The 6,038-nt window shown below is 57.3% G+C and carries 5 protein-coding genes, 1 tRNA gene and 1 pseudogene; 3 read left to right on the top strand and 4 right to left on the bottom strand.

Going from position 1 to position 6,038, the window contains the following annotated elements; genetic code table 11:
- Positions 1–674: 674 nt before the first annotated feature.
- From VIH17_10920 to VIH17_10910, 3 genes and pseudogenes are all read left to right on the top strand, one after another.
- Complete coding sequence (locus tag VIH17_10920) at positions 675–1,130, top strand: hypothetical protein (GenBank protein ID HEY4683743.1); 456 nt, start codon at positions 675–677, stop codon at positions 1,128–1,130.
- A gap of 8 nt (positions 1,131–1,138) precedes the next feature.
- Positions 1,139–1,276, top strand: a complete 138-nt coding sequence (locus VIH17_10915) for a hypothetical protein (protein ID HEY4683742.1) — start codon at positions 1,139–1,141, stop codon at positions 1,274–1,276.
- 30 nt (positions 1,277–1,306) lie between these two features.
- A pseudogene (locus tag VIH17_10910) lies at positions 1,307–1,471 on the top strand (formyltransferase family protein).
- An 83-nt stretch (positions 1,472–1,554) separates the two neighbouring features.
- On the opposite strand, the gene VIH17_10905 reads toward VIH17_10910, so the two are convergent.
- The 4 genes from VIH17_10905 to VIH17_10890 form a co-directional block, all read right to left on the bottom strand.
- Positions 1,555–1,896 carry a hypothetical protein gene (locus VIH17_10905; GenBank protein ID HEY4683741.1) on the bottom strand — a complete coding sequence of 114 codons (342 nt, stop codon included), beginning with the start codon at positions 1,894–1,896 and terminating at the stop codon, positions 1,555–1,557.
- A 1,113-nt stretch (positions 1,897–3,009) separates the two neighbouring features.
- Complete coding sequence (locus VIH17_10900) at positions 3,010–3,393, bottom strand: hypothetical protein (protein HEY4683740.1); 384 nt, start codon at positions 3,391–3,393, stop codon at positions 3,010–3,012.
- Between the two features lie 1,059 nt (positions 3,394–4,452).
- A tRNA-Arg gene (locus tag VIH17_10895) sits at positions 4,453–4,529 on the bottom strand.
- Between the two features lie 1,263 nt (positions 4,530–5,792).
- The gene (locus tag VIH17_10890; GenBank protein HEY4683739.1) at positions 5,793–6,014 is read right to left on the bottom strand and encodes a hypothetical protein; all 222 of its coding nucleotides are present in this window, start codon (positions 6,012–6,014) and stop codon (positions 5,793–5,795) included.
- Positions 6,015–6,038 lie beyond the last annotated feature (24 nt).

Below are 6,038 nucleotides of genomic sequence, written 5' to 3'. Positions count from 1 at the left end.
CTTTAGATAACGTTCGCGGCGCATGGCCTCGCCACGAGTGGCGAATGACTCTTGGTACACAAGCTTCCAGGCTCCGCGGCCACGGGTGGATTTCGTGACTCCGTCGTTGTGTTGCCCAACGCGCTGAGTGATGTCAGACGTACAGCCAACGTAGTGCCGACCGGTACTCAGGCTCCGCAGGACGTAAACGAAGTACATGGGAGAATGGCGCGCCCTAGGGGACGACTTTAGAACTCTGGCGACCTAAACTGCACGTCTTGCCGCGCGCTCAAGCGGCAGGAAAACGCACTAGTTCGAACCACTGCCGGTTACCTTGGATTACTGCGTTGGCGCGGGAATAGGACGACTCGTGAGTGTCCGCCCTTTGTCGATGCTTACTTCGCCCGGAAACCGACTAGGTTCCTGTTCCGTGGCACGAAACCCTAGATTCAAACTGAGCCGCGCAGTATCATGTGTGGAAAATGAACAAGCAGACCATCTTAGTCTAGAGGATGCTCATGATGAACAGTATTCTCTTTCCCTCGACGAGTCCAAACGAGCAGCCACCGGAAACCCCGGCTCAGGTGCGGCCCGCCGGGGTTACAGTTCTGGCCCTGCTTTGCTTTCTAGTGGTTGCGTTATGCGGAGTGGGTGCAGCAGGCTGCGCAGACTGCGCACTCAACGAGAAGAGCCCGTTGGACCGGTGGGTCGCGGAACCTTTCTTGCTCCATGGACTGGCAGCAGGGATGTACGGTGCCATGTGGGGCATCCCAGTCGCACCGATCTTCCTAGTATTCGGCGGTGTCGCCGCGGCCACCGGTGTGGGCCTATGGAAACTCAAGCGCTGGGCGCGCACGCTTAGCATCGTCCTCTCGGCCATAGGCCTGATGTTCTCGCTGGGACTGGGAACGATGGGTCGTTTGGGCTCTCTCGGCGACGTGGGGTCGGCATTGGGGCTTCTGTTCGCGTGCGTCTACGGCGTTGTCATCTGGTACCTGAGGCAACCGCACGCGCAGCGCGCCTTCGGGACGCCCATCCGACCCATGACGAGGGCTGACTGGATCAAGTTTGTCCTTTATGTTGTGCTGGGGCAAGCGCTCGTGTTCGCCCTGCGTTTCGTTTGGCTCTCGTTCAACATGCGCTACCATTGAGGGGTCGGATGAAGAGATTGGGCATCTTGCTGTCGGGGCGCGGGTCGAACTTCGAGGCCATCGCCGACAGCATCGCCACCGGCCGCATCGCCGACGCTGAAATCGCCGTCGTCATCAGCAACCGCGAAGGCGCACCCGGCATCTAGAAAGCGCGCGAACGCGGTTTTGACGCGCGGGTAATCCCGTCGAAAGGACTGGAACGGGAGGAGTACGACCGCAAGGTGGTGGCGGTGCTGGAAGAAAAACAGGTGGACCTGGTGTGCCTGGCCGGGTTTATGCGGTTGCTCTCGCCCTACTTCGTCGAGCGCTTCCGCTACCGCATCCTGAATATCCACCCTTAGATGCGATACGCAAGACCGCAGCGGCCAACGGCGGGATACCGCTGGGATTCAAGCGATTCGCACAGGAAACGGGAATTGGTTATTCAGACTGGCACGGGAAGTTTTGGGGCAGATGGGGTGACGCGCTGCAAGAAGCTGGATTCTCTCCCAACACTCTGCAACCCGCCTTCAGCGACGATGACATTTTGCAACGGCTGATTTCGCTGACACGAGAGATCAAGCGATTTCCCGGTACCGGAGACATGCGCCTCAAGAAACGCAATGACCCTAGTTTCCCGAACGAGAAAGTCTTCGATGTGCATTTTGGCCCCCGCGCCCAGCAGCGGAGAGCACTTCTCGAATACTGCCGCACGCACCCCGGCTACGAGGACATCCCTCCCCTGCTTGCCGTCTTTACTGATGACGATGAGCAGTTGCGAACCCACAAAGCCGCGCGACCTCACAATCTTCAACCCTCGGTCCCAAAGCAACGCGAAAGGCTGGAGACAAAGTGTAGCAACTGAATGGAGGAATCTCATTAAACGTGCCGGGCCAGCTTTTGTACTGCACCACCCGCATACCACCGTTAAGGCTCAAACCTGGTGGGCTGCTTGGAACCAACTTCATAGAGAGCTGCCATCCGTAAGTTTGAGTGTGGGATCTGGTTGCTACTCGGGCAGGGACAAGGGATGGAGCAAGCGTGACAGCCTGGCTAACGTTCTCGTTGCCACGAAACACGGCTCAACGTTGGACATTCTTGTCCACATTGGAAACCTTGAACAATAGCCTTCCCGCGATTTCCATTGGAAAACCGTTCTGAAAACGGTTTTCCTTTCGGTTTTCCGCGTGCCGATGCTGGAAGCCGCCAAGAGAGAACGACGGAGGATCCGCAATTCCCGAGAGAACCGCTCGTAAGTCGGTTCTCTGCACGGCTCTCTGGACGGTTCTCTATTCCGCCCGAGCCCAACTCCCCAACAAACCAAGAAAATGCGAGAATAAATCACCCCGAAAATGGACGCGGGCAAAACACTCAAAAGGGCGGGAGCGACCCCCCGTTTTGGGCCGCGCTGCGGCCCCGGCCCTTCGGGCTGCGGGGGTCGCTCCCGCCCTCCGCGTACTGCGAAACGTAGTACGCGCCGTGTTTGCCCGCGTCCATCGGAGCCAACCCAACCCCTCCCCGAAGATTCTACCCGCCGGGCAAATCTTCTTTTCTTCGGCTGATTAGTTGAGTAGTGGCAGACTTTCTGGCTCTATAGCTCGTGCATCTAACCCGCTCCATCCCCTCCGCAAAGTACGCCGCAGCATCCCCTCTCAGAAAGAAGCCCTCCCATGCCAACCCTTCTCCAGACAGAGCACCCCACCCAAGAACCCCTTTCCCCAGGAAGACCACTCGCTGAGGACACCCCTCTCGACCAAACCGCCCTCGATGCTTTGCGCGAATTCTTTTTGATTCTTGACGCCTGGGATCGTGCCGAAGGCCAAGAACTTTCGGCGGAAATGCAGTCTCTTGTTGACAACACTTCGGGCTAAGCGCAAGGTGAGCGGAACATGCCAACACATCAAACTCTTGCGCCGAGGGGTAAATGAGACAGGCGGTCCTGTATGCGCGGGTTTCCAGCAAAGACCAGGAGCGCGAAGGGTATTCGATTCCGGCTCAGTTGAAGCTCCTGCGAGAATATGCGCGCACGCACGACTTCGAGCTCGTGCGCGAGTTCGTGGACGTGGAAACGGCGAAGATTACAGGCCGCAAACAATTCGGCGAGATGGTGCGCTTCTTTCGGGAGAATCCAAACTGCCGCGTCGCCATCGTCGAAAAGACCGACCGCCTGTACCGCAACTTCCGCGATTGCGTGACGCTCGAGGACTTGGAAGTGGAAATCCACCTGCCCAAAGAGGGCCAGGTCATCAGCAAGGACGCGAAATCGCAAGCGAAGCTGGTGCATGGCATTCAGGTTGTCATTGCTCGGAACTACATCGAGAACCTACGCGAAGAAGTCCGCAAGGGGATGCACGAGAAGGCCGACCAGGGCATCTACCCAAGCCGGCCACCGTTGGGCTACCAAAACAACAAGCTCGAACACACCATCGAGGTTGACCCGAAGAAGGCTCCCATTGCGCGGCGAATGTTTGAACTTTACGCCTCAGGCAAACACTCGCTGGCGAGCTTGCGGAAGTCGCTACAGGCGGAATTCGGCTGTGCGCTTGCAAAGGGATATCTCGAAAGGCTCTTGAAGAATCCCTTCTACAAGGGAGAATTCATCTGGGAAGAGAAACTCTTTCCGGGCACGCACACGCCGTTGGTCAGCGCGGAACTCTTCGAACAGGTCCAGGCCGTGTTTCGCGGCCACAACAAGCCCAAATACCGCCGACATGAATTCGCGTTCGGCGGATTACTCCGCTGCGCCTACGACGATTGCATGGTCACGGCGGAACTCAAGAAGGCTCGGTACATCTACTACCGCTGCACCGGTTTTCGTGGCAAATGCGAGCTCCCCTACTTCCGCGAGGAAATCTTGGCCGACCGCCTGGCCCAGGTGCTGAAGAACATCCATATCCCGGACCCTGTTCTGGCGCAGCTAGAAAAGTCTCTGCTCACCGATAAAGGCCGCGACGAAGCGATTCGCAGGCAGCAGGGCGAACGATTGCAGCAGCGGTTGAGTGCGGTGCGCAGGCGGCTTGATCAGGCGTACCTAGACAAGCTGGACGGCAAAATCACCGAAGAATTTTGGACGCGGAAAAGTTCAGAGTGGCAGGCGGAAGAACAGCAGATTCTGCTTGCCATGCAGGGCCTTGAACACGCGAATCCAGACAGGATGCTCGACGCAGTTCGCACTTTAGAACTCGCGAATAAGGCGCATTCTCTGTATCTTGCGCAGCCTCCCACCGAAAAAGCCAAACTCCTCAAAGTGGTACTTTCGAACTGCGCGATTGACGCCGCAAGTGTTTATCCCACCTACAGAAAACCCTTCGACATGATCTTTCAGCGGGCGAAAAATGAAGAATGGCGCGCCCGGAGGGATTCGAACCCCCGACCTTCTGGTTCGTAGCCAGACGCTCTATCCAACTGAGCTACGGGCGCGCCGCCTCTAGAAAGTCTAGCACACCGACCGGTTAAACGTCAGCTACCCGGAAGCAATTGATAAGCAACTTGGGTTAGCAGTTTTGGTAGGTTGAGCCGACCTTCTGGTTTCCGCCTGCGGCGGACTCTATCCAACTGAGCTACGGGCGCACCCAAACAAGGCTGGTGTCAAGATAGCACAGATTCTCCGGATGGGGGAAGGGGCCTAGAAACGCGAAAACGGAGGCAGAGGAAGTAAAGGAGGCAGGGAAGCAGAGAGGCAAAGGAGGCAAGCTCCCGGAAGACGAAATTCGGTAATAGAAAAGCGAAAATCGGGAACCACGGGGCCTCCGGCAAGTTGAAACTCGAAGATAGGAAAGCGAGAACCGAAACCTGAAACCTGAAACCCGCGAACCACCACGGCGTCCCGAGATACGAAAGTCGAAAAGCCAAAGTCGAAAATCGGGAACTACGGAGCGTCGCTTCCCGCTTCGCGTTTGTTTTTCCCGAAATTGCCTCTAGCCTCTAGCGTCCAGCCTCCAGCCTCCAGATTCCGTTTCCCGCTTTGGGTTTGCTCTTCCCTGAATGGTATGGGGGGCTCAAAGAAGGGGTCGAGCTTCGCTCGCAACTACGGCCTTAAGTATTGTGATTTCAACGGATGTCCAAAGGCCGCGGGACGAGCCTGCTGGCAGGAGAGTTGCAAGAGCGGTGTGGGGCTCACTTCCAGAGATGATGGAGCAGGGAACGAGGTTACTTGCGAGGAGGAAGGGGCTCGTGGGCGATTTCGAACCCTGCTCCGTTGTCTTCCCGCCTACGCTCAAGAGGGAAGCTTAGGATGCGTGACTCCACGACGCTCGCCCCGTACCCCAATGCCCGCCACAGCAGGCAACCAGGGTCGGGTCCCGCACGGTGAGCCCGTTTCGGGCTCTCATCTGGCCGCAGATGGGAGCCCACCATTATTTCCGCCATAGTAGAGGCTAGGCGCTGGACGCTAAGGGCCGGAGGGTCTTTGAACTTCGAGCTTCCCGTTTCCTGTCTCCCGCCTCCCGGATAAATCCTTACAAGCCAAGAGAAATCAGAAAACGCGCCTGTTTTCTATTTTCCCTATTTCTGTTTTGTGCCTCTCAGACAAGCGGTTCGACCACGCCGGCTTCCAGCTTCTAGTGCCGTTCCAACTATTTGGGGCCATTTTCCGCAAGTCACACGGCATGCTTTATTGATCATCCAGGGTCGAGATGTATAGGCCCATCAAGTTGGAACGGCACTACCCTCAAGCTTCCAGCTTCAAGCTTCAGGTTCGACCACGGGCAGTCCGCCAGCGTGGAGAATGTTGGTCACTTCCGGGAGACGATAACGCGAGGCGTCATACTCGACCAGCAGCCGGGTTCCGGCATCTTCCAACTGAAGGCGACGTATGCCATAGGTGCCGGGCAATGCGGCGAGCCACCGCATCTGTTTGTTGCTGAGGCGCATTTGCAAATGATAGCGAACTTCCACCGGAGTCATAAATCGCTTCCCCGCGAAGTGGCA

Source organism: Candidatus Acidiferrales bacterium (assembly GCA_036514995.1).
In the GTDB taxonomy this organism is placed as follows: Bacteria; Acidobacteriota; Terriglobia; order Acidiferrales; family DATBWB01; genus DATBWB01.
Note: the sequence above shows the minus strand (reverse complement) of the source record. Positions and strands in the feature narration are given on the sequence as shown.

Bases quoted from the DNA above. Each gene is read 5' to 3' on its own strand.
- VIH17_10915 (HEY4683742.1), top strand. From the start codon at position 1,139: ATGAAGAGATTGGGCATCTTGCTGTCGGGGCGCGGGTCGAACTTCGAG.
- VIH17_10900 (HEY4683740.1), bottom strand. From the start codon at position 3,393: ATGCACCAGCTTCGCTTGCGATTTCGCGTCCTTGCTGATGACCTGGCC.
- VIH17_10890 (HEY4683739.1), bottom strand. From the start codon at position 6,014: ATGACTCCGGTGGAAGTTCGCTATCATTTGCAAATGCGCCTCAGCAAC.